Annotated in this window: 26 protein-coding genes; all 26 read left to right on the top strand. The window is 67.5% G+C overall.

Features of this window, described 5'->3' with window-relative positions; all coding sequences use genetic code 11:
- Positions 1-3: 3 nt before the first annotated feature.
- The 26 genes from GT613_RS14485 to GT613_RS14360 all read left to right on the top strand — a co-directional run bounded on the left by GT613_RS14485 (position 4) and on the right by GT613_RS14360 (position 20,253).
- Positions 4-864 carry a hypothetical protein gene (locus GT613_RS14485; protein WP_192935163.1) on the top strand — a complete coding sequence of 287 codons (861 nt, stop codon included), beginning with the start codon at positions 4-6 and terminating at the stop codon, positions 862-864.
- A 113-nt stretch (positions 865-977) separates the two neighbouring features.
- Positions 978-2,657: a PBSX family phage terminase large subunit gene (locus tag GT613_RS14480; RefSeq protein WP_161172705.1), complete on the top strand. Its 1,680-nt coding sequence runs from the start codon at positions 978-980 to the stop codon at positions 2,655-2,657.
- A gap of 11 nt (positions 2,658-2,668) precedes the next feature.
- On the top strand, positions 2,669-4,129 hold the full coding sequence (locus tag GT613_RS14475; RefSeq protein WP_114550742.1) for a hypothetical protein: 1,461 nt from the start codon (positions 2,669-2,671) through the stop codon (positions 4,127-4,129).
- A 3-nt stretch (positions 4,130-4,132) separates the two neighbouring features.
- The gene (locus GT613_RS14470; RefSeq protein ID WP_114526492.1) at positions 4,133-5,683 is read left to right on the top strand and encodes a phage minor capsid protein; all 1,551 of its coding nucleotides are present in this window, start codon (positions 4,133-4,135) and stop codon (positions 5,681-5,683) included.
- A complete protein-coding gene (locus tag GT613_RS14465; RefSeq protein WP_114516605.1) occupies positions 5,680-5,886 on the top strand; it encodes a hypothetical protein in 207 nt (68 codons plus the stop codon). Before GT613_RS14470 ends, GT613_RS14465 begins: the two co-directional genes overlap by 4 nt.
- Before the next feature lie 128 nt (positions 5,887-6,014).
- On the top strand, positions 6,015-6,371 hold the full coding sequence (locus GT613_RS14460; protein WP_114550743.1) for a ParB N-terminal domain-containing protein: 357 nt from the start codon (positions 6,015-6,017) through the stop codon (positions 6,369-6,371).
- A gap of 8 nt (positions 6,372-6,379) precedes the next feature.
- Positions 6,380-6,808, top strand: coding sequence for a hypothetical protein (locus GT613_RS15320; RefSeq protein ID WP_181872209.1), 429 nt, complete (start codon positions 6,380-6,382; stop codon positions 6,806-6,808).
- 4 nt (positions 6,809-6,812) lie between these two features.
- On the top strand, positions 6,813-7,484 hold the full coding sequence (locus GT613_RS14450) for an AP2 domain-containing protein (RefSeq protein ID WP_114550744.1): 672 nt from the start codon (positions 6,813-6,815) through the stop codon (positions 7,482-7,484).
- Positions 7,485-7,664: 180 nt separating this feature from the next.
- Entirely contained in the window at positions 7,665-8,261 is a 597-nt protein-coding gene (locus GT613_RS14445) for a phage scaffolding protein (protein WP_114550745.1), read from the top strand.
- Positions 8,262-8,272: 11 nt separating this feature from the next.
- The gene (locus GT613_RS14440; protein WP_161172704.1) at positions 8,273-9,169 is read left to right on the top strand and encodes a hypothetical protein; all 897 of its coding nucleotides are present in this window, start codon (positions 8,273-8,275) and stop codon (positions 9,167-9,169) included.
- Positions 9,170-9,172: 3 nt separating this feature from the next.
- Positions 9,173-9,514, top strand: a complete 342-nt coding sequence (locus GT613_RS14435; RefSeq protein WP_114516599.1) for a hypothetical protein — start codon at positions 9,173-9,175, stop codon at positions 9,512-9,514.
- On the top strand, positions 9,511-9,852 hold the full coding sequence (locus GT613_RS14430; RefSeq protein ID WP_114526475.1) for a hypothetical protein: 342 nt from the start codon (positions 9,511-9,513) through the stop codon (positions 9,850-9,852). The genes GT613_RS14435 and GT613_RS14430 overlap by 4 nt, the downstream gene beginning before the upstream one ends.
- Positions 9,849-10,211, top strand: coding sequence for a minor capsid protein (locus tag GT613_RS14425; protein WP_161172703.1), 363 nt, complete (start codon positions 9,849-9,851; stop codon positions 10,209-10,211). Before GT613_RS14430 ends, GT613_RS14425 begins: the two co-directional genes overlap by 4 nt.
- A gap of 1 nt (position 10,212) precedes the next feature.
- Positions 10,213-10,659 (top strand): hypothetical protein, encoded by a 447-nt coding sequence (locus GT613_RS14420; protein WP_161172702.1) that lies wholly within the window; start codon positions 10,213-10,215, stop codon positions 10,657-10,659.
- Between the two features lie 15 nt (positions 10,660-10,674).
- On the top strand, positions 10,675-11,193 hold the full coding sequence (locus GT613_RS14415) for a hypothetical protein (RefSeq protein ID WP_161172701.1): 519 nt from the start codon (positions 10,675-10,677) through the stop codon (positions 11,191-11,193).
- A gap of 87 nt (positions 11,194-11,280) precedes the next feature.
- The gene (locus tag GT613_RS14410) at positions 11,281-11,667 is read left to right on the top strand and encodes a hypothetical protein (RefSeq protein ID WP_161172700.1); all 387 of its coding nucleotides are present in this window, start codon (positions 11,281-11,283) and stop codon (positions 11,665-11,667) included.
- 4 nt (positions 11,668-11,671) lie between these two features.
- A complete protein-coding gene (locus GT613_RS14405) occupies positions 11,672-12,301 on the top strand; it encodes a Gp15 family bacteriophage protein (protein ID WP_161172699.1) in 630 nt (209 codons plus the stop codon).
- Positions 12,294-15,167 (top strand): tape measure protein, encoded by a 2,874-nt coding sequence (locus tag GT613_RS14400; protein ID WP_161172698.1) that lies wholly within the window; start codon positions 12,294-12,296, stop codon positions 15,165-15,167. The genes GT613_RS14405 and GT613_RS14400 overlap by 8 nt, the downstream gene beginning before the upstream one ends.
- Positions 15,168-16,013, top strand: coding sequence for a hypothetical protein (locus GT613_RS14395; RefSeq protein WP_114516592.1), 846 nt, complete (start codon positions 15,168-15,170; stop codon positions 16,011-16,013).
- On the top strand, positions 16,004-17,008 hold the full coding sequence (locus GT613_RS14390) for a hypothetical protein (RefSeq protein WP_114516591.1): 1,005 nt from the start codon (positions 16,004-16,006) through the stop codon (positions 17,006-17,008). The genes GT613_RS14395 and GT613_RS14390 overlap by 10 nt, the downstream gene beginning before the upstream one ends.
- Before the next feature lie 21 nt (positions 17,009-17,029).
- On the top strand, positions 17,030-17,635 hold the full coding sequence (locus GT613_RS14385; RefSeq protein WP_161172697.1) for a BppU family phage baseplate upper protein: 606 nt from the start codon (positions 17,030-17,032) through the stop codon (positions 17,633-17,635).
- Complete coding sequence (locus tag GT613_RS14380) at positions 17,620-18,456, top strand: hypothetical protein (protein ID WP_114516589.1); 837 nt, start codon at positions 17,620-17,622, stop codon at positions 18,454-18,456. Before GT613_RS14385 ends, GT613_RS14380 begins: the two co-directional genes overlap by 16 nt.
- A 10-nt stretch (positions 18,457-18,466) precedes the next feature.
- Positions 18,467-18,934, top strand: coding sequence for a hypothetical protein (locus GT613_RS14375; RefSeq protein ID WP_114516588.1), 468 nt, complete (start codon positions 18,467-18,469; stop codon positions 18,932-18,934).
- A 10-nt stretch (positions 18,935-18,944) separates the two neighbouring features.
- On the top strand, positions 18,945-19,178 hold the full coding sequence (locus GT613_RS14370; RefSeq protein ID WP_114516587.1) for a hypothetical protein: 234 nt from the start codon (positions 18,945-18,947) through the stop codon (positions 19,176-19,178).
- Complete coding sequence (locus GT613_RS14365; RefSeq protein ID WP_161172696.1) at positions 19,178-19,930, top strand: H-type lectin domain-containing protein; 753 nt, start codon at positions 19,178-19,180, stop codon at positions 19,928-19,930. Before GT613_RS14370 ends, GT613_RS14365 begins: the two co-directional genes overlap by 1 nt.
- A 68-nt stretch (positions 19,931-19,998) precedes the next feature.
- A complete protein-coding gene (locus tag GT613_RS14360; RefSeq protein WP_161172695.1) occupies positions 19,999-20,253 on the top strand; it encodes a hypothetical protein in 255 nt (84 codons plus the stop codon).
- Positions 20,254-20,969 lie beyond the last annotated feature (716 nt).

Raw genomic sequence — 20,969 nt, 5'->3', positions numbered from 1 at the left:
GCCATGGCGTCGACAAGCCGGCAGAAGCACCTGTTCGAGGACTACGACGGGTTCGTGGAGAAGTTCAAGCCGAAGAAGACCACCGACGACTGCTACACCCCTCCCGACGTCTACGACTGCGTGAGTGATTGGGCGTGCGAGCGGTTCGGTATCGATCCGAGCGGCATCGTGCGCCCGTTCTGGCCAGGAGGCGACTACGAGTCGTTCGACTATCCGGAGGGCTGCACGGTGCTCGACAACCCGCCGTTCTCGATCCTGTCCAAGATATGCGAGTTCTACCTGGACCGCGGGATCGGCTTCTTCCTGTTCGCCCCGGCCTTGACGGCGCTCAGCGGCGCGAAGACGTGCATGCGCACGAACCACGTGTTCGCCGATTGCGACATCGAGTACCACAACGGCGCAGTCGTGCGCACCTCGTTCGTCACGTCGTTCGGCGACAACGTGGCGGAGACAGCGCCGGACCTATTCCGCGCCGTGAAGCGCGTCCAGGACGAGAGGCGGTCGAAGGAGAGGCAGCGGCTCCCGAAGTACTCGTATCCGAGCCACGTGCTGACGGCGGCCATGCTCGGGAGGTACGCCAAGTACGGCGTGCGCCTGGAGGTCAAGCCGGGAGACTGCGCGCGCGTGAGCGCCCTGGACGCCCAGCGCGAAGCCGGGAAGAGGATCTACGGAGGAGGGCTGCTGCTGTCGGACGAGGCGGCGGGGCACCATGAGCGCGCAGAGCGCGCCGCAGCAGAGCGCGCCGCAGCAGAGCGCGCCGCAGCAGAGCGCGCCGCAGCAGAGCGCGCCGCAGCAGAGCGCGCATCGGCGTGCAGATGGGAGCTGTCCGACAGGGAGCGGGCTCTCGTGCGCTCGCTGGGGTGACATCTCCCCCATCATGCAACGTGCCGACGACGTGTCGGCACCCTCCTCTTCGCGCCCCGCCGTCCCCCTCCGGCGGGGCGCATCCGTGTGACGCGCCTGGCAAGATGCCCGGCATGGCGAATCCCGAGAACATAGAGCCCCACAAGATCCGAAGCACGAGCGAAGCGCGGGAGAAGGGGCGCGCCGGCGGGCTGCGCTCGGGCGCGCGCAGGCGCGAGCTGGCGAGCCTCAAGGAGGCCGCGCGGCTGATCCTGTCGATGGACTCGGCGTCGCCGAAGCACAACAAGGCGATGGAGCTGATGGGGCTGGATCCCGACGAGCGCACCAACGCCGCCGCCGTCACCGCCACGATGGTGATGCGCGCCGCCGAGGGCGACGTCAAGGCCTACGAGGCGCTGTCGAAGAACATGGCGCTGCTCGACTCCGACCGGCAGGCTGAGCGGGAGGACGCGGATCCCGCGGCCCGCCAGGCTCCCCCGTTCGACCTGTCCGCCGCCATCGCCCCGACGTTCTGCGCGGTCTCCCGCGCCGTCGAGGCCGGCATCCAGGAGGTCGTCCTCAAAGGCGGGCGCGGCTCGGCCAAGTCCAGCTACGCGTATCAAAAGCAGCTCGACGTGTTCCTCTCGCGCCCCGACTCCATGTGGCTGTGCATGCGCCGCTACGCCAACACGCTGCGCCGAAGCTGCTTCGCCAACGTGCTGTGGGCGATCCGAAAGCGCGGCATGACGATCGGGCGCTCCGGCGAGGACGCGGATTTCACGGCATCGGTGTCGCCCATGGAGGTCGTCTACAACGCCACCGGGCAGAAGATCCTGTTCAGCGGCCTGGACGATCCTGAGAAGCTCAAGTCCATCACGTTCGACGACCCGCGCAAGAAGATCGAGATCCTGACGTGGGAGGAGTACTCCCAGTTCGACCCGGCCGACGTGCGCAACGTCGAGTACTCGGTGCTGCGCGCCGACTACGGCCTGGAGTTCAAGCTGTTCAACCCGCCCCCGGATTCGGAGCACTGGGCCAATCGCGAGGCCGCCGACAAGGCGGACGACCCCGCCGTCCTCGTGCACCATTCCACCTGGCGCGACGTGCCCGAGGAGTTCCTGGGCGCGCGCTTCGTCGCCAACGCCGAGCGCATGTACCGCGAGAGCCCCGAGGCGGCGAGGAACGAGCTGGACGGCGAGTGCATAGAGCTCCAGGGCCGCGTCTTCCGCAACGTCGAGGAGCGGACCGTCACCGACGAGGAGATCGCGGAGTTCCGCTGGATCCGGCGCGGCCTGGACTGGGGATACGAGACGGATCCCTGGGTGCTCCTCGACGTGGCCTACGACCGCAAGCGGCGCGAGCTCGTCATCTACGGAGAGGAGTGGCGCCACCACATGCTCAACGCCGACACGGCGGCCGTCGTCAAGGAGCACCTGGCGGAGCGGGGATCCGACGGGCGGCCGATCCGAGACGAGGACGGCGAGCCCGTGTTCCGCCGCGACCTGCCGGCCAACGAGGTGCGCTGCGACATCGCGGAGCGCAAGAGCATCGCGGACTACCGCGCCTACGGCATCAACGCCGTGGGCGCGTCGAAGCGCGTCCCCGTCGCGGACGGCATCGTGTGGCTCAAGGGGCGCGCGCGCATCGCGATCGACCGCCGCCGCGCGCCCCTCGCCTACCAGGAGTTCGTCCGCTACCGCGCCCTCCTCGACAAGGAGGGCCGTTTCGCCGGCTACCCGGACAAGGACAACCATGCTATCGACGCCGTGCGCTACGCGGTGTTCGACCTCATAGCAGACCCCGACACACCGTAAGGAGACAGGCAATGGCAAAGATCGCGACGGAGGGCGGCGGCTGGAGGGGCGCGGCCGAGAGGTGGCTGCAGGGGCTCGGATACCCGGCGGCCTGCATCGAGACCCCCATGAGCGGGTTCGTGGACGAGTGGTGGCGCTACTACAGGTCCGAGGCCGACTTCTACGTCAGCGAGCTGCGCGACGTCAACGGTACCCCGCACACCGTCAAGGTGCGCAGCTGCACGCCGGCGCGCATGGTGTGCGAGGACATGGCCGGGCTGATCTACAACGAGCGGGCGAGCGTGAGCGTGGCCGAGGACGGCCAAGCCGGCCAGGCCGCCGAGTGGCTCGCGGGCTGGCTCGCGCGCACCAGGTTCGACGACGGCGCGCCGCAGCTCGTGCAGCGCATGTGCGCCACCGGCACGGGGGCGTGGGCCCTGCACCTGCGCGGAGTGCAGGTCGTCGGCAAATCGCCCGGCCTCGGCGTGTCGCCGCAGCGCTACGACGCGCGCCACATCGCGCCGCTGGACTGGGACGGCGAGGAGTGCACGGCCTGCGCGTTCGTCTCGCAGGTCGCCGTGCGCGGCGAGCTGCTGACCCAGGTCGAGGTCCACCGGCCGAACGACCGCGGAGACTACGAGATCATGACCCGGTTCTTCCGCGACGACGGCGAGACGGTCGTGCCGGACGGCTACTCGGGCGGCGCGATCAGCACGCGGCAGCCGCGCAAGACGTTCGAGCTGGTCACGCTCGCCCTCGACAACCCGTACTGGGAGGGGTCGCCGTTCGGCGTGGCGCTGTTCGACGCGGCCCTGGGAGCGATCGAGACGACCGAGCTGGCGTTCGACAACATCGGCAACGAGCTGGTGCTGGGGCGCAAGATGGTGATGATTCCCGAGGCGATGCTGCGCCGCGACGAGGCGACCGGCCGGATGATGCTGCCCCAGGAGGAGCGCCTGCAGTTCTACGTCGCCCTCAAGGACGCGACGGTGTACGCGGACGGGCGGCCCATGATCACCGAGTACAACCCGAGCCTGCGCGCCGACGAGGACGTGAGGATGCTGTCCACCGCGCTGCAGGTGCTGGGCAAGCGCTGCGGGTTCGGCACCAAGTACTACGCCCTGGACGAGTCGGGCGGCGTGGCCACGGCCAAGCAGGTGGCCTCCGACAACGCCGAGATGATGCGCACCGTGCACAAGCACGAGCAGATCGTGCGCCCCGCCATCGAGGGCATCGTCACGGCAGCTGCGTCCGTGTTCCGCAGCCTGGGCGGCCTGGCGATCCCCGATATCGAGGGCGCGGTCAACGTCGTGATGGGCGACTCGATCATCCAGGACGACGACAGCCTTCGCGAGCGCGACCGCGCCGACGTGGCGGCGGGCCTGCTGGCACCGTGGCGCTACATGGTGCGCTGGCAGGGCTACAGCGAGGACGAGGCACGCGAGGAGTGCGGGCTCGCGGACGCGTCCTCCGCGCTCCCCGTCGAGGCCTAAGCCATGGCGGTCGAGCCCGAGGACGTCGGAGCGCTGGCCGACGCGATCGTGCACGGCGCGGAGGAGCGCCTGGTCGCCGACCTGACGCGAGCGCTGGTGGACGGCCTGGCGGACGGGATCATCGGAGGCTCCCAGGCGGAAGCGCTCGAAGCGCTCGCCAGGGCCAACCGCGCGAGGCTCGACCAGATCCTGGCCGAGCACGCCTCGAAGGTGTCCGGCGAGGTGCGCTCGCGCACGCTGGCCGCCTTGGAGCGCGCCGACGCGCGCGACGTGTCGGACCTGGAGGCGTACTACGGAGCGGCGGCGGTCGCTCGGGCCATGGACGGCGCGTCCGCGGCGTGGGCGGAGATCTCCCACCAAACCGCCCTGGGCCTCGCCGAGATCGTGGCGCGGCAGAACATCGCCATGGCCGGCGCCGCGGAGCGGCTGTGGTACGAGGTCGCCGGCGACGCGATAGCAGCGCGCAACCTGGGCGTCGAGCCCCTGGACCGGATCCTGGCGCGCGCCGTCTGCAGGATCGCGGCGCACGGCGTCGAGACGATCGATTACAAGAGCGGGATCATGAGCCAGATCGACGTGGCCGTGCGCCGCCACGTCGTGAGCCAGGCGTCCCAGGCCGGGGGGCGCATGACGCTCGCCCGCCTGGCCGCGATCGGCCACGATCTCGTGATAACGTCGGCCCACTACGGCGCTCGCCCGTCCCATGCCGAGTGGCAGGGCCGCCCGTGCTGCGTCTCCGGCCCCAAGCTCGTCGGAGGGGTCCAGTACCCCGGACTCGTCCAGCTCACCGGGTACGGCGGCGTGGGCGGCCTCAAAGGGGTCAACTGCCGCCACTCCATAGGGCCGTACTACCCCGGCGTCACCGATCTGCCCGACCTGTCGTTCCCGCGCGAGTCCGGCCATTTCGGGATGACGTCGGAGGAGTGCTACGAGGCCATGCAGCGCCAGCGCGAGCTGGAGCGGCGCGTGCGCGGGACGAAGCGGGAGATAGCGGCCATGGAGCAGGCCGGCATCGGGCTGGAGACGCCCCGCTACGCGCAGAAGCGCCTGCTCCTCGGCCGCCAGCAGCAGGCGCTGCGGAAGCACTGCGAGGAGAGCGGCCTCGTGCGCAACTACCCGCGCGAGAAGGCGTACGGCGTGGGCGCGCAGCCCAGGGCGCTGAGAGCCGCGGCGAAGGCGAAGGCCGCGGGGCGCTACAGGCACCCGGCGAGCCAGGAGAGGATCGACGCGCTGACATCGGGCGCGCTCGCCGGCGTCAGGTTCTCGGCGCCGCCGACGTACAACGGCAGGATCAGGACTCCGGGGCTGACGAAGGTCGGCTACGACGGCGACGGCCGGAAGTACGCCGGCCCGGTCTACATCGGCAAGCAGGCCAAGCCCGGGGACGCCGAGCTCGTCGACACGATCCTGCACGAGGAGCTGGAGGCGCGCATCTGGCTCAACAGGCACGGAAGCGAGCGCTATTGGCGCCTGAACAGCGCCGGAGACGACGAGAGGCACGCGTACATCCAGAAGATCATCGACCGCTATGTTAGAATGAAGGGCATATCATGAACAAGATCGAGGACATATTCGACGTTCTGCTCGAAGGGACGAAAGCGCAGATCGACGCGCTGGAAGGATGCGGCGCATCGTACCGCTACTCCATGGAGAGCGGTACGTTCACCGTCTCGCTCGGGCGCGACGAGATCAGGGCGCACAAGCTGTTCGACCCTCCGGCCTGCACGAGGTGGCGAGGGTTCGAGCACGCGTTCTAGGCGAGCCCGCTTCGGCGGGCTTTTTTGCCGCCAAAAAAATACGTATATATATACTATACTTCACTTTACGTTGATATCTACGTATGCTATAATGATTGCATCGAAAGGGACGAGGAAAGGAAACGGAAATGAAGTTCGACGAGATCAGCTGCTACGCCACGGTCAACGCAACCGACGGCGCGAAGGTCGCCGAGCTTGCCGAGTCCATGAAGGAGAACGGCTGGAAGGGCGCCCCCATCCTCGTGTGCAACATGGGCCTCGTCACCGGATCGCACCGCCTCGCCGCGCTCAAGGCGATCGACTCCGATGCGGAATACGACGGAGAGGTTCTTTACGAGGACGTTGCCGAAGACGTGACCGACGAGATCAACGACTACTGCGAGCGCGAGGGCATCGGCTTCGAAGAGATCCAGTTCGACAACCTGCGCGACGTGTTCGCCGGGACGTGGGTCGAGGAATACAAAGACGAGATCGTCGAGTGGTAGGAGACGAAATGAACAAGGTCATCAACGGCAAGCGGTACGACACCGACAAGGCGGAGCAGATCGCGCAGAGCGACAACGGCTGCTACGTCGGCGACCTGGACTACTACTGCGAGACCCTCTACCGCAAGCGCACGGGCGAGTTCTTCCTGCACTCCGAGGGCGGGCCGCGCACGAGGTGCGCCAAGCGCGACGGCTCGGGATGGGCCGGCGGCGAGGAGATAAGCCCGCAGTCGTACGAAGAGGCGCGCGAATGGGCCGAGGAGAACATGGACGCAGACGGGTACGCCTCCGTGTTCGGCGATCCGGACGACGACGGCGCGACGGTTCCCGCCATGCTCAGCATCAGCGCGAGCGCGAAGGCGAAGCTTGAGCGCGAGGCGTCGCGCACCGGCAAGACGCAATCGCGCATCGTCGAAGAACTCATTGAGGCGATGTGACCGCATGGGAGCGCCAGTCGATATTGCCGGCCAGAGGTTCGGACGGCTCGTCGCCGTGAGGGTCGCACAGTCGAAGCCGAGGAAATGGCTGTGCAGATGCGACTGCGGAAACGATACGGTAGTCCTGACGCGCGACCTGCGCAACGGCAACACGACATCGTGCGGGTGCCGCAAGAAGGACTACGAGGACCTGACGGGCGAAAGGTTCGGCAAGCTCGTAGCAGAAGAGTACGCCGGAAACTCCAACGGTTACTCGATGTGGCTGTGCGGATGCGATTGCGGGCGCAAGGTCACCGTGCGCTCGGTGTCGCTCAAAGACGGCAACACCCGCTCGTGCGGGTGCCTCTCCTCAGAGGTCGAGCGCATGCCCTCCGACGCGGTGGACGGCACCAAGCTCGGAAATCTAGGTGGAACGCCGACATGCCAGAACACCAGCGGCGTCAGGGGTGTGTCGTGGAACAGACAGAAAGGCAAGTGGGAGGCTTACATCAAGTTCCAGGGGAAGAAGCGAAGACTTGGCTTATTCGATGATATAGCCGCCGCAGCCGAGGCGCGCAGGGAAGCGGAGCAGGAGCTGTTCGACCCCGTGCTAGAAGCCCATGGGCTGGAACCGACGAGCGAGGCCGAGTACGAGGAGGCACTGCGAAAAGCGGTCGATAACGAGAAAACCAACTAGCGGCAATCGTCCGCATGAGCCGCCCTACGGGGCGGCTTTTTTCATGCCCGGTGACACCTCCCCCATCATGCTGCCATCGCGAGCGCCGAGCGAAGAGGCGCATCGTTCGCCGGCCCCGAGCGGAGAGGGGCGCGTCAAGCGCGCAGGGAAGCGCGTACAAAACACGACGATAGGAGCAGGATGGCCAACCAGGATCCCAACACCGACCCCGCGGGCGCGGGCCAGCAGACCGACCCGAAGCCGAACGGCGACGGCGGCGCAAAGGGCGAGCCCGACCTCAAAGCGCAGAACGCGCGCCTCACCCAGGAGCGCGACGATTGGAAGAAGCGCGCCGAGGAGGCCGAGGGCCAGCTCAAAGACCTCAACGACAGCCTGGCTAAAGCCCTTACCGAGGACGACGTGAAGGCCGCCGTCGAGGAGGCGCAAGGCGAGGCCAAGAAGGCGGCGGACGCCGCCGAGAGCGCGTGGAAGCAGCGCGAGAAGTCCCTCGTGGTCGAGAACGCGCTGATCGCCGCGGGATGCAGCGACACCGTGGGCGCGATCGCCCACCTGGACATGGACGGCATCGACGTGGCCAAGGACGGGCACGTGTCCGGCCTCGATGTCGCCAAGGTCAAGGAGTCCTACCCCCACCTGTTCGACGCGAAAACCGTGGTCAGCTCGGCGGCGACGCCCGGCGGCCCGGCCAAGAAGATGACCAAGGACGAGATCATGGCGATCAAGGACCCGGCCGAGCGCCGGGCGAAGATCGCCGAGCACATGGATCTCTTCGAGTAAGGAGAATAAACATGCCTGCAGACGCAAACATGCAGAAGGCGGCGGACTTCGCGAAGGTGAGCGCCGTCGACTTCGCCGCGCGATTCGAGACGAACATCAACCAGCTCGCCGAGCTGCTCGGCATCACGCGCAGGATCGAGAAGAAGCCCGGCCAGGTCGTGAAGACCTACAAGGTGACCGGCAAGCTTGAGGACGGCAACGTCGCCGAGGGCGAGGTCATCCCCCTGTCCAAGTACAAGACCGAGGTCGGCGAGATCTTCGAGCTCAAGCTCAAGAAGTGGCGCAAGCAGACCTCCTACGAGGCCATCAACGACAAGGGCTACGAGCAGGCGGTCGAGGACACCGACGCGAAGATGCTGCGCGACGTCCAGGAGGGCATCCGCAAGGACTTCTTCGACTTCCTCCCCACCGGGACGGGCACGGCAGCCGGCGAGGGCCTGCAGGGCGCGCTCGCCGCCTGCTGGACGAAGAACCAGGTGCTGTGGGAGGACACCGACGCGAGCGGCTACCTCTACTTCGTCAACCCCGAGGACATCGGCGAGTACCTGGCCAAGAAGGACGTCACCGTGCAGACGGCGTTCGGCATGACCTACCTCGAGGCGTTCCTGGGCATCTACGACGTGCTGGTGTACACCGGCGTGCCGAAGGGCAAGGTCATCACGACGGCCAAGGACAACATCATCCTCTACTACACGAACCCCAAGAACGGGGACGTGGCCAAGGCGTTCGAGTTCGTCACCGACGCGACCGGCCTCATCGGCGTGCATCGAACCGTAGACTACGACGACCTGACCACGAAGACGACCGTGCTCACCGGCTCCAAGCTGTTCGCCGAGGTCATGGACGGCATCGTGGTGTGCGCCATCGAGGCCCCGTCGGCAACGCCCGCGCCGAACCCCGCAGGCTAGGCGATGCTCGGCCACGCCCCGACATACGCATGGTACTCGGCGGAGTACGGATCCGGCAGGCTCGGGCAGGACGAATACGAGGCCGTCCTGCCCGACGCCGAGGCGCGCGTCGACGAGAGGATCGCGCACCGCGACCTGTCGGCGATGCCGGACGGCGAGATCGACGCGTACAAGCGCGCCGTGTGCGCCGCCTGCGAGGCGCTAGCCGACCCGGCGGCATCGTCCTACACCGCCGGCGGCGTGTCCGAGCGCCTCGTGGACGCCGCGTCGATGTCGGTGGACCGGGCTATCGACCGCATGCTCGCGCAGGCGCCGGGTCGGATCCTCTACGGGGCCTGGCTGTGAGCCGCGCGTACCCGCACACCGTCACCGTGTGGCGCCGCGACGGCGAGGACGGCGAGCGCCGCGCCGTGTGGGCCAGGCGCGTCCTGCGCGGGGTCAGGTGGATCGAGGCCAGGGCCAAGAGCTCCGGCATGGAGGACTCCGCGAGGGACGAGGCGCGCCTGCTCGTCCCCCGCGGCACGGGCGGATGCGGCACGTCGTGGGAGCCGCGCAGGGGCGACCGAGCCATGCTCGGCGCGTCGTCGTCCCCCGGCCCAGAGCCGCAGGCGCTCGCCGTCGAGTCGGTGGAGCCGGTGCGCCGAGGGCGGGCGGTCGACCACTACGAGGCGACGGCGCGATGAAGGTTTCGGCGAAGCTCGGAAGCTGCGACCTGTCCCGCGCCATCGCCAAGGCCAAAGGCATGGAGCGGGCCGTCACGACCGGGGTGACGCTCGCAGCCCGCGAGGACTGCAAGCCCTACGTGCCGTACCTCGACGGGCACCTGAGGGGCACGGCGGAGACCGAGAGCGTGCCGGAGGACGGGCTGCTCGTCTGGGGCAACGCGTCGGTGCCGTACGCCAGGGCGCAGTACTACGGGCTGCCGAACAAGCGCTGGCCGGGCACGTGCATGCAATGGTTCGACCCGGCGAAGGCGGCCAACATCAGCAAGTGGATCAGGATAGCCGGGACCAAGGCGGGAGGCGTGGCGAATGGAAGGTGACATGGATCGGGCCGACGTGGTGGAGCGGCTGTACGGGGCCGTCGAGGCGCTCGTGCTGTCCTCACCGGCCGGCCTGCGGTGCGAGTACGAGTACCTGCCGACCGACCGCTCGGAGCTGCCGTGCGTGTCGATGCAGGTGCTCGACGGCGATCCGATCGAGCGGCGCTATCTCGACGGCGGGACGGTCTGGAGGCTGCCCGTCGCGCTCGTGCTGCGGCAGGCGGCGGACGACACCGCCGAGCGGCTCGACGCTCAGGCGATCCTGCGATCCCTGTCCGCCGCCGTGCGGTCCCTCGCGGATCCGTCGGCCGATTACGCGCTCGACCTCGGGCCCGGCACGCGCCTACGCGAGATCGAGGCCGGGACGCTGCCCGCGAGGGTGCAGGCGGCGCCCGGAACCACCGACTACCGGGTGACGCTGGTGGTCAAATACAAGACGCAGCGATAGGAAGGAGGCTCGTCCATGGCGAACGAAGACATCGCGTGGGGCTACGAGCTCGAGAATTACATCAACATCGGCACGCCCGAGGCCCCGAAATGGGTCAAGGCGACCGAGCTGCTCAGCTGGGAGCAGTCCGGCGAGTCGAAGACCTACGAGCCGGCATGGATCGACCGGAAGACCCCGCCGACGCTCACCTACGGCCGATCCTGCTCCATCAACATGGAGAAGGACACCGTGCGCGACGGCGAGCTCGACGAGTGGATCTTCAAGCATCGAAACGACCTCGACGTGCCCTGCGAGATCGCCAAGGTGTACACCTGGAAGCTCGACGAGGCCGGCAAGGCGCTCGCCGACAAGGCGGCGTTCAAGTTCACCGCGAACCCGCACTCCAACTCCAACCAAGGCCAGCCCGTGACCAGCGCCGGCACGTTCAACATGAGCGACGAGGCGTGGAGCGAGGGCACGTGGGACGCGTCGGCCAAGGCGTTCGCGCCCGCAGGGCAGGCGCCGTCCGTCCCCGAGGCGGGCCCGCAGGGATAGCAAGGCGTTCCGGAGGGCGCGGGCTTACTCCTTTCACCGCGCCCTCCTACGCATACGACGACGATCAGGATAGACGGAGGGTTAGACATGGGTTTCACTTTTTCAAAGCACACGGTGGACGTCGAGATCGAGGGCAAGTCGTACGAGATAAACCTCGGCGATGCGGACGTGCTGGACAAGGTGCAGAAGTGGAGCGAGAAGCTGGGCCGCGTCGATTACGCGCAGCTGGCCGGCGACAGCGGCCGCATGGCGCTGCTCGCGCAGGACGTGCGCGGCTACCTCAAGGCGCTGCTCGGAGACGAGCAGTTCGCCGACATCTTCAAGGCTCGCAAGTTCGACTTCATCGACGGCTTGGAGCTTTTCGCCTACCTCTACGCCGAGGTGACCAAGAGCCGCGTCGACGAGGGATTCCGGGCGAACCTGGCCAAGTACCTGCCCGACGTCGACTGGGACGCCGCCGAAGCGTCCGAGTAGGCGCATGGATCCCAGCATCGTCCTCGGCCGCGCGCCGTCCTCCGTCAAGGTGGGCGGCGCGCCCGTCTCCATCGCCACGTCGTTCCGCGCCGGGATCCGCGCCATGCAGGCCGCCGACGATCCCGACCTGGGCGACGCCGGTCGCGCGCAGGCGATCCTGCTGATCTACTACGGCCGGGGGGCGGTCAGAAACGGAGCGCGCAGGATCGAGCTGCCCGGCGCCGTCAACGCGGACCCCGCCGGTGCCCTCCAGGCGGCGCTCGGGTTCTTGAACCTCAACGAGCCGCAGAAGCCAAAGCGCATGCTCGGCAAGGCCGCCGCGAAAGGCGCCAGGCTCTGGGACTGGGACTACGACGCTCCGCGCGTCATCGCGGACTTCCAACGCGAGTACGGCATCGACCTCGCGGATCCGGCGCTCGACATGCACTGGTGGCGGTTCTGGCCGCTGTTCCGCGGCCTGGGTGACTCGTCGCTCACAATGACGGCCATGGCCGCGAGGGGCGCGGACCCGTCCGAGTACGAGGGCGACGCGAGAAGGCGGCTGGTCGAGAGGCAGCGGGAGCTGGCGCTGCCTGCGAGGACCGAAGAGGAGCGGCTGAGGCTCACCAGCCTGCTCTGGGGATTGGATGTCTGACGGCCAGGTAGTAATCGACATAACGGGCGACGCGTCGCGCTACCGGGCGGCTGTCTCCTCTATCACCGAATCGACCAAGAAGCAGGTCGCCGCGCTCGGCAGCGGCCTGCAGTCGCTCGGCAAGGGCATATCGAAGGCCGTTACGGCCCCCATCGTCGGCATCGGCACGGCGGCGGTCGGCACCGCCGTGAGCTTTTTGAGCCTGCGCGAGTCTGCCCAGACCGCGTTCAGCACCATGCTCGGGAGCGGCGAGGCCGCCTCCAAGATGATCGGCGACCTCTACACGTTCGCGAAGAAGACCCCTTTCAAGTTCGACGGCATGATGCAGAGCGCCCAGCAGCTCATATCCATGGGCATGGCCGCCGAGAACGTGATACCGACCCTCACCGCCGTCGGCGACGCGGCGGCCGCGTCCGGCAAGGGCCAGGAGGGGTTCGGCGCCATCACCGCCGCCCTCGGCAAGATGCAGGCCCAGGGGCAGGTGTCCCTTGAGGAGATATGGTCGCTGTCCGACAACGGCGTGCAGGCCCTGCAGATCCTGGCCAACAAGTCCGGCAGATCCATCGACGAGATGAAGGAGGCCATCAGCGACGGCGCGGTGGAGTCGGGATGGGCCATCCAGGCGCTGGCCGAGGGCATCGAGGAAGGCACCGACGGCATGGCCGGCCAAACCGCTCGTATGGGCGGCATGATGGGCGAGTTGAAGAACACGTTCAAGGGCGCCTGCGACTCCATGACGTCTTCGATCCGAAACTTCGGCCTGGCGGTCGTCGGCGAGTACGGCACCACCGATGCCGAATCGTCGAAGTTCCTCGGTTCGCTCACCCGCATCGTGCAGCAGGCCACAGCGATCATCGACGCGGCATCAAAGAAATGGAGCGATGCGGGCTTGTCGATCGAGCCCATGGCCTCTGCCGTCGGCGACGCCCTGGAGAAGATCGCGGGCGGGATCGAGAAAATGGATCCCGCGACATTCGCCGCCATCGTTAAGGCGCTGGTAGCGCTCGCGGCGGCAGGGCCCGGCCTCGTGATTGTTGGCAAGGCCGTGTCCCTCGTCGGCGCCGCCATGGGTCCCATCGGCGCGCTCGCGTCCGGGGTTGCATCCGCCGCAGGGACGCTCAAATCTGCCGCCAAGGGCGCGGGCGAGTTCGCGTCCGGGATCCTCGGAGCCGCGCTGCCGGCCGCGAAGGACTTCACACAGAGCCTGGCGCACGGCCTGATCCCGCAGTCCGCGTTCGATACGGCCAAGCAGCTGTCGACGGATCTCGCCTACGGGTTCCGCGACGCCAAGAACGACATCGCCGAGGCGTTCGGCGGAGTCAAGGACAAGATCGCGTCCAAGTTCTCGGGCATCTCGGATACCGTCGGAGCGAAGCTCGCCCCCATCAAGGACAAGGTCGGCGGCTTGACGTCGGTGCTCGGCGAGTCGGCGAAGAACGCCGCGGACACGTTCGCCGCCAAGCTCGACCTGTCGGGCCCGGCCGAGAAGGCGAAGGGCGCCCTCGGCAAGGTCGGACAGGCAGCCGGCGGGCTCGCCAAGGGCGCGGCCGTGGCGACCGGCGTGCTCGGGGCGGCCGCGACCGGGCTGCTCGGCCTCGGCCTTGCGGCCGCCGCCGGCGGGGCCGACCTCAAGAAGATGGCGGACGATTTCGTTTCCAACATGCAGCAGATCACCGCCAACCTGCCGGCCCTGGCGGATCAGGCGTCTCAGATCCTCCCCACGCTGGTCTCGCAGGTGGTGGACAACCTGCCCGCCTTCCTCTCCGCGATCCAGCAGGCGTTTCTCCAGGTCGTCGGGATTTTGCCGACGATCATGCCGGCGCTGATCGACGGGGTGGTCCAGCTCGTCACGGCGCTCGCGACCATGCTCGTTACCATGGCCCCGCAGCTCCTGGACGCGGGGCTGCAGCTCTTCATCGCACTGGTCGAGGCCTTCGCCGAGATGGTCCCCCAGCTGACCCCTCTGCTGCCCGATTTAGTGAGCAAATTGGCAGGAATCCTGGTCAAAAACGCACCGGCCCTGCTCAAAGCCGGGTTCACCTTGTTCAAGGCTCTGGTCTCGGCTTTTCTGCAGATGGTGCCGCAGCTGATCTCGTCTTTGCCCCAGCTGATCAGCCAGGTGCTCTCCACCGTGGGCTCGTGGATGCCCAGCCTGGGATCGGCGGCCGGCCAGCTGTTCGGCATGATCGTCCAGGCCGTGCCCGGAATCGCGGGGTCGCTGCTCGGCGCGCTCCGGTCGCTTCTCGGCCAGCTGCCCGGCGCGGTCGCCTCGTTCGCCGGCAGCCTGGCCTCGGCCGGCTACAACATGCTCATGGGCCTCGTGTCCGGCATCACGAGCGCGGGCGGCGCCGTCTGGAACGCCATCGTCAACGTCTGCAGCAACGCGCTCGGCGCGGTCAAGGACTTCTTCGGGATCCACTCGCCCTCGCGCGTCCTGGCGGCCGTCGGGCGCTACCTGCCCAAGGGCCTGGCCGTCGGCGTGTCCGACACCGCAGACGAAGCGGTGCAGGCCATGAGGGACATGGCCGCGGAGGTCGTGGACGCGGCGGACATGGACGTGCCCGCCGTGGAGGTGCCCGTGGAGTTCGACGTGCCGGACTTCCCGGGCGTCGGCGCTCCGTCGTCCGCCGCGTTCGCGCTCGACGCGGCGCTCGCCAGGTCGGGATCCTCGCCCTCGTCGCCTCGAGGACGCAAGCCGAAGGAGGACGGCGGCGAATCCGGCAGGATCGTCGACGCAGTGGAGCGCCTCACCGAACGCGTCGACAGGCTCGATCGCGGCCTCGGGCGCAAGATCGCGGACAACTCGCCGGACGAAGTGACGATATCCAACGCGCGCGGCGCGAGAAGGGCATTGGGGGTGGGCTAGATGGACATGAGGATCGAGTACGCCAACCACCTCGGCGAGACGCTGGAGCTCGGCCCCGAGTCGGTCTACCACTACGGCAAGCACACGCTGTTCGACGCCGAGCTGGCCTACGAGGTGGAGAACGGCTCGGTCGGCCCGCTCACGCGGGATCCGGCCGAGCGGGAGCTGCCGATCATGGTGCAGGGCTCCGACGGGGAGGACGGCCTCGCCGCCCGCGAGCGCCTGCGCTCGGTGCTCGCAGCCGACGCATCGACGGGTGTTCCCGGCTCAATCGGCATAGGCGGCTGGCGGCTCTCGGTCGTGCCCGTGGCCGTCGAGCGCGACCGATGGTGGATGGACGAGTCGTACTGCGAGGTGCTGGTGCGCCTCCTCGCCGAGAGGCCGGTCTGGACGCGCGCCCAGGAGTTCTCCTTCGTGCCCGACCGCTCCCCCGCCGTAGTCGGCACGCAGCTCGATTTCCCGTACGGCTTCCCGTACGACTACACGCCGAACCCTCCCCTGCGCAGCATCGACGTCGATGCGGACGGCCCGTGCGAGTGGAGGCTCGTGGTGTACGGCCCCGCGACCGACCCCTACGTGGTCGTCGCCGGCAACCGCTACGCCGTCGAGGCCGAGGTGCCCGACGGAGGGATCCTCATGGCCGACTCGCGCGACTGGTCGATAACCGTACGCGACGTCGACGGGAACGAGGCCGACGCGTTCGCCGGGCGCATCCGCGGCAAGGAGGGATCCGGAGAGTACATGTGGGAGCGCGTCCGCCCCGGAATATCGTCGGTGTCGTGGTCCAACGCCTTCGGCTGGGATCTGACCGTCTACGCGGAGAGGGACACGCCGCCATGCTCCTGATATGCACCGATGCGTCGCGCCGCGACCTGCGAGCGCTCGACGACTGCACCATGGACATGGAGTTCGGCGACGGGGGCGGCGACGCCAATACGTTCGAGCTGCGGATGCCGGTCGCGTCGGCGCCCGAGGGCCTGACGTTCGGCTCGCTCGTCTACGTCGACGGCACCGAGTACGGAGGGATCGTCGACGACGTCGGCTCGGACACCACCGGCAGGATCCATAAGGCCGTGTACGGAGGGCGCACGTGGCACGGCGTGCTGGAGGGCCGCGTGCTGCGCCCGGACCGGGGCGCGGACTACCTGTCCGTCTCCGGCGAGGCCAACGCCGTGCTGCTGCAGCTCGTCCACAGGATGGGACTCGCCGAGCTGTTCGCCGTCGACGCGTCGGACAGCGGGATCCGCGTCGGCTACCGGTTCGCGCGCTACGTCGCCGGCTACGCGGGCCTGCGCGCCATGCTCGCGTCCGCCGGCGCCAAGCTCGCCATGCGCTGGGACGGCGGCAAGGTGGTGCTCTCGGCCATGCCGCGCCGCGACTGGTCGCGCGAGGAGTTCGAGGGCCGGCGCACGCCGATCAAGATCAAGCAGGCGAGCCGTCCGGTCAACCACCTCGTGTGCCTAGGCAAGGGCGAGCTCGCCCAGAGGACCGTGATCGACCTGTACGCAGACGAGTCGGGCAACGTGTCCAAGACGCAGAGCATGTTCGGCGTCGACGAGGTGGAGCGCGCCTACGACTACAGCTCGGCCGAGGACGCCGACCTCGAGCAGGAGGGGATCAAACGCCTCAAGGAGCTGCAGGACGCGAGCACGTGCGACGTGCCGGAGCTGCCGAACGCGGACTTCGACGTCGGCGACGTCGTGGGAGGGCGCGAGAGCCGTCTCGGGGTCTTCGTGACGGCGACCATAGCGCGCAAGGTCGTGACCATCGGCAGGCGCGGGGTGACGTCCTCGTGCGAGGCGGGAGGCGCGTCCTCTCGCCGGGTGACAAGGGCGCTTTAATGGCTGCGAGGTGATCGACGGATGCACGTATGCGACATAAGGCTCGACCTGCGCAAGCCCGACTGGGACAGGCCCCCCGTGCGCGTGATGCGGGGCGACGCCGACGCTACGGTCGTGCGCGCCCATATCCTCGACGGCGGGGAGCCGGCCGACCTATCGCACGCCCAGGCGAGGTTCGAGGCGGTCAAGCCGGACGGCACGTGGGTGCGCGAGGAGGCGGCGGCGAAGCCCGGCGGCGTGGTTGAGTACGTGCTCCCGCCGCAGGTGTCGGCCGTCGAGGGCCTCATCGAGGGAGCCTGCTTCCGCCTGGTTCGAGACGGCGCGGTCGACTCGGCCGGCCCGTTCGCGATCGAGGTGCTGCCGTCGATCGAGAGCGCGGGCGCGGGCGAGTCGGGCTCGTACTGCCCCGAGCTCGACAGGCTGATGAACGAGATGCGGCAGCTGATCGTCGACGGAGGGGCCAAGGACTACGCCGCCCTGGTCGGCAAGCCGTCGATCGGCGGGAGGACGCTCGAGGGGGACATGGCGCTCGAGGACATCGGAGTCGTCGAGCTGGGAAACGTCGAGATCGAGTCGATGTTCAATGCGAAAATGGCCGAAAGGACCGGACTATGGCAATCAAGGTGACGTCGGAAGGCGGGCTGCTCTACTTTCTCCAGAAGCTGCGCCAGCTGTTCGTTCCGCGCGAGCTGCGCACGGGCTCGTCGAGCGAGTACAAGGTGCTGTCGGACAACAACCTGACCGACGGCCTCGTCGCGAAGATCGAGAACGCGGACAGCCACGTGTTCAGCGGCTCCTACTCCGATTTGACGGCGAAGCCGTCGATAAACGGCAGGACGCTCGAGGGATCCCAGTCGCTCGCCGACCTCGGCATAGCGGCGGCCGCCGACGTGCCGACGAGGGTGTCCCAGTTGGCGAACGACAGCGGCTTCGCGGTCGCGACGACGGTCGGCGAGGACATCGCGGCCGGGGACAAGGCGACGCTCGCGAGCGCGAAGAAGTACGCTGACGACAAGGCGGCCGCGATCCACGTCCCCGCGAAGGTGTCCGAGCTGACGAACGACTCCGGATACCAGACGTCCGCCGACGTGCAGTCCTCGGTGGACGGCGCCGTCGGGGCAGCGAAGAGCGAGCTGCAGTCGGCCATCGAGAGCGCCGTGAGCTCCACCTACAAGCCGGCCGGATCCGTCGCCTTCGCGAGCCTCCCCGCGCCGTCGAAGGCAAACCTCGGCAAGGTCTACAACGTCACCGACGCGTTCACCACGACGGCGTCATTCGTCGATGGAGCAGGTCAAACGTACCCTAAGGGCACCAACGTGGTGTGCGTCAACACGTCGGGAACCACGTACATGTGGGACGTGCTGGCGGGCATGGTCGACCTGTCGCCCTACCTCAAGAGCGCAGACCTCTCGACCGTGACCAACGCCGACATCGACGCGATGTTCTAGGGGCGCCCCCATGGCCTTCAAAGCGTTGACCGCCGACGGGCTCCGGTACCTGGTCGCCAAGCTGAAATCGACGCTAGCCCCCAAGAGCCACGCGTCGGCCGACACCTCGTACGGAGCGGCTTCGTCCGGCAGCTACGGGCACGTCAAGCTCTCGTCGTCCGCCGCGGCTGCGAACGGGACGGCCTCCGCCGGCACGGCCAACGGCATCGTGGCCAACGCGGACCACGTGCACCCCAAGCAGGCGATGGACAAGGCGACCTCCACGGCGATCGGGGCGGTCAGGCCGGACGGCACGACCACGACGGTGGACGGCAACGGCGTGCTGAAGGCGATCCCTCCGACCGACCAGGCCATGTTCCTGGCCGCCCATCGGGTCGGCTCGTACCTGGAGACCGACGGAACCAACCCCACGGCCTGGGGCGGCACCTGGCAGCAGGAGCCGAGCCTCGGGCCGTACAAGTGGAAGCGCACGAAGTAAGGGAGGCCCCATGGCCAAGACGGACGGATACAGCAGGCTCGCGTGCGACCGCAAGACGTGCGACACGGTCGAGTACCTGCAGGGCAACGATCCCCGCACGGGATCCTGGAAGACGGTGAAGCGCCTGACCGCCGACGGCGTGGAGGCGACCATCACGCTGTGCCCCGACTGCTACCCCGGCTACAAGGCCGTGGCCGAGGCCAACGACAAGGCCGTGAACTCGTACCTGGAAGGAGCGCAATAATGGGCATCGAGCTGGTAACCGGCTTCACGGGCAAGGCGCACATCTCGTCCCTCGACGTGGCCAAGTTCAACGCGGGGGCGCTCGGCCCCGGCGAGTACGTGTTCGCCGGTGTCAAGGACGACAAGCTCAAGGCCACCATGGCATCGTCCAACAAGGTGCATATCTCCTCCGGCAACGCCATGATGCAGGGTCGCCATTTCTGGGTCGACGCGGCTGGAGTCGACCTGACGGTGCAGACCGGCACGCAGAGCCAGAAACGCAACGACCTGGTGGTGGCCCGCTACGCCAAGAACGCATCCACGGGCGTCGAGTCCGTGAGCCTCGTCGTCATCAAGGGCACGCCCACGACCGGCACGCCGGCCGACCCGTCGTACACGCGCGGAGACATCCTCAACGGCAACGCGCTGACGAACGACATGCCCCTGTGGCGCATCCCCCTTAACGGCATCACGGTCGGCACGCCGGTGCAGCTTTTCCAAGAATTCACCTCGGCGAAGGACGCTTGGAATTCCGTATCCCATATACAATCCGGCAGGCTGATGGTCATGTCGAGCGCTAAAGCTGTAGTCGAGAAACGCGTCGATTTCAAAACGCCTTTTTCCGATGTACCCGTTGTGGTCGTCAACGCAAACTCGGCAACGCCAAACGACGTTGACGTCAACGCAGGGAGCGTGGACGCAAACGGATTTAGTGTGTTTCTGTATCGCGGAACCAACACAAACACGCACGTTGCATGGCTGGCCGTCCTCTAGCCTAGCTTTCCGTATCCCAGGCCGCTGTTGGCAACTGGGCCACATTGCAAACATACGGCAAAATTGCCGTGCTGGATGTCGAGCTGATCATCACCGGGACAATGCAGCCGTGGCAAACCCTCGAAAACAGCGAGCTGCCGACCGGCATCGCTGCGGCTAAGACTGCGTTCGGCGTCGTGGCGGTCGAAAGCTGCGGAGAGGCGACTCTTGACGTCACGGTCGAAGGATCCAGGGCTTTTCTGCGAAACAGGGGCGCTTCCGCCATCACGATGTCGCAGAAGGGAGCCTATGCTCACGGCCAAGCCGTGTTTTTTTTGGCGTAGCTTTCCGTATCCCAGCGCGAGCTGATATGGTCGGGAGCGTTCTTCATGCGGGCTACGCAGTCGATTCAGATCCCGAAGGGCGTCAACGCGTACTCCACAGGAATCATGCTCGTTTGGTCGGCGTATGCGGACGGGGTGGCGCAGGATTACAACTTCCACAGCTTCATTGTACNGGTCGCCATGATGCTAGGGCACACCGACATATCGACGGCGTACGACCACTACATAGTCCCGCGCCGCGCTATCTGCGTCGCCGCTCAGGACGCCGTGGAGACTCTGCTGGTCAAGAGCGCGGGCAAGCCAAGGAAGATGCTGCTGGCCGCATAGTTTTCCGTATCCCAGGTAGCGGAAGTTGCACCCGCTACCGGCACGGGAAAGGTTCGGTTCGTCCGGTACGGGACGCTCGTCGTCGGCTTCGCGAACGTCTCCGGCACGTCGATCGGAACGTCCGGAGCCAAGCTATGCGTCATACCCGAGATGGCGAGGCCGCGAAGCTGGCAGCGTCTGCCAATCAGCGGAGACAGCGTTAATGCGGCTGCAGAGGTGTCGTCAGACGGCACGATGAAAGTATGGAGCATGGAGGCGGAAAAGACTTTGACGCGTTTAATAAGCACGTTCTCGTACTACCTGATATAGGCATAGCTTTCCGTATCCCATGGCGTGATGAAAGCGAACGAGGCCCCGCCGAATGGGACGAGCATGACGCATGTCGCGTT

Source organism: Eggerthella sp. BIOML-A4, from assembly GCF_009875575.1.
Lineage (GTDB): Bacteria > Actinomycetota > Coriobacteriia > Coriobacteriales > Eggerthellaceae > Eggerthella > Eggerthella lenta.
Note: the sequence above shows the minus strand (reverse complement) of the source record. Positions and strands in the feature narration are given on the sequence as shown.